At 55.8% G+C, this 1,368-nt stretch carries 2 protein-coding genes; one reads left to right on the top strand and one right to left on the bottom strand.

From position 1 onward, the window contains the following. Nucleotides 1-74: 74 nt before the first annotated feature. Nucleotides 75-1,133 carry an IS110 family RNA-guided transposase gene (locus ACR0L4_RS23575; protein WP_480515635.1) on the top strand — a complete coding sequence of 353 codons (1,059 nt, stop codon included), beginning with the start codon at nt 75-77 and terminating at the stop codon, nt 1,131-1,133. A 53-nt stretch (nt 1,134-1,186) separates the two neighbouring features. Here ACR0L4_RS23575 and ACR0L4_RS23570 read toward each other — a convergent pair. Next, on the bottom strand, nt 1,187-1,368 hold a 182-nt coding region (locus tag ACR0L4_RS23570), incomplete at its 5' end, for a hypothetical protein (protein WP_480515633.1).

The following is a 1,368-nucleotide window of genomic DNA, read 5'->3' as shown; positions in this document are numbered from 1 at the left end:
CCGGTAATGGGATGTACCGGCTGCTTCACCCAGCAGGTTAGGCTTTGCCTATTTCTGCAAATCGGAGAAGTAGTATGGCGAAGAACGACTTTGATGAGCTGATGTCGATCGGCATCGATATTGGCAAAGACACTTTCCACATTGTGGGTTTCGATCCGACGGGACAGCGGGTTCTGCGTAAGCAGATTAAGCGTCTCGCATTCGTCGCAACATTCGAGAAGCTGCCGCGCTGCATTGTGGGCATGGAGGCATGCTTGAGCGCCCACTTTGTCAGCCGGACACTGCGCGAGATGGGCTTCGAGCCTCGGATCATCCCTGCGATCTATGTGAAGCCTTTCAGTAAAGGTCAGAAGAACGACTACAACGATGCTGAGGCGATCGCCGAGGCGGCACTTCGGCCCAACCTCCAAACCGTGTCCGAGAAGAGCCAGGATCAGCTCGACCTTCAAGCCCTGCACCGGGTCAGATCGCGTCTGGTGTCACGTCGGACTGCCACTATCAATCAGATCCGGGCCTTTCTTATCGAACAGGGCATCACAGTGCGCAAAGGCCTGCGTGCGCTGAAGAATTCCTTCGAAGCGATCCTGGAGGAGCGCAAGGACGAGATATCGCCGCGCATGCGGTCGATCCTGGTCGGTCTTTACGGTGACTGGATGTGGATGGACGATCGCATCGACAAGGTGTCACAGGAGATCGAAGAGATCAGTCGCACTGAAGAGAACTGCGTCAACGTCATGACGGTGCCAGGCATTGGCCCAATGATTTCCACAGCAATGGTTGCGGCGATTGGGGAAGGTGAGGCCTTTGTTCGAGGACGCGATTTTGCGGCTTGGGTGGGATTGGTTCCAAGGCAATACAGCACCGGCGGTCGCACAGTGTTAGGGCGCATTTCCAAACGCGGCAGTCGATATCTGAGGATGCTGTTCGTTCAGGCGGCGAAGATCATCATGATGCGGCCGCATCGTTGGCCCGACTTCAGCTTTGGCGATTGGCTGGCGCGCGCTTGCGACCGCATGCATCGAAACAAGGCCGCCGTCGCGCTTGCCAATAAACTGGCGCGCATGGCCTGGAGCATACTGAGACACAAAACTGCGTTTGATGCGCAAAGAGACGAGGTTGCTATCGGCATCTGAGCCGAAGCGACCCAAAGGAGTTCGCGACAGATCGAAAGCATGGAACGGAAATACTACGCCCCCAGAATCTGACGGCCCAAATAGTCGACAATGACTTGTCCGGTAATGAGATCACGGTGCGAGCGTAACCCCAACAAGGCCACGACCCGCGTGTCGATCAACAGGCCGGATACATATGAGCGACTTCCGAGAACATGCCAGAAATCAATTGCGAACAGCAGCCGGTACATACATT

The organism is Ruegeria sp. AB5, from assembly GCF_056542645.1.
The sequence above is the reverse complement of the archived record's forward strand: the minus strand, read 5'-3'. Positions and strand labels throughout refer to the sequence as shown.

Bases quoted from the DNA above. Each gene is read 5' to 3' on its own strand.
- ACR0L4_RS23575 (WP_480515635.1), top strand. From the start codon at position 75: ATGGCGAAGAACGACTTTGATGAGCTGATGTCGATCGGCATCGATATT.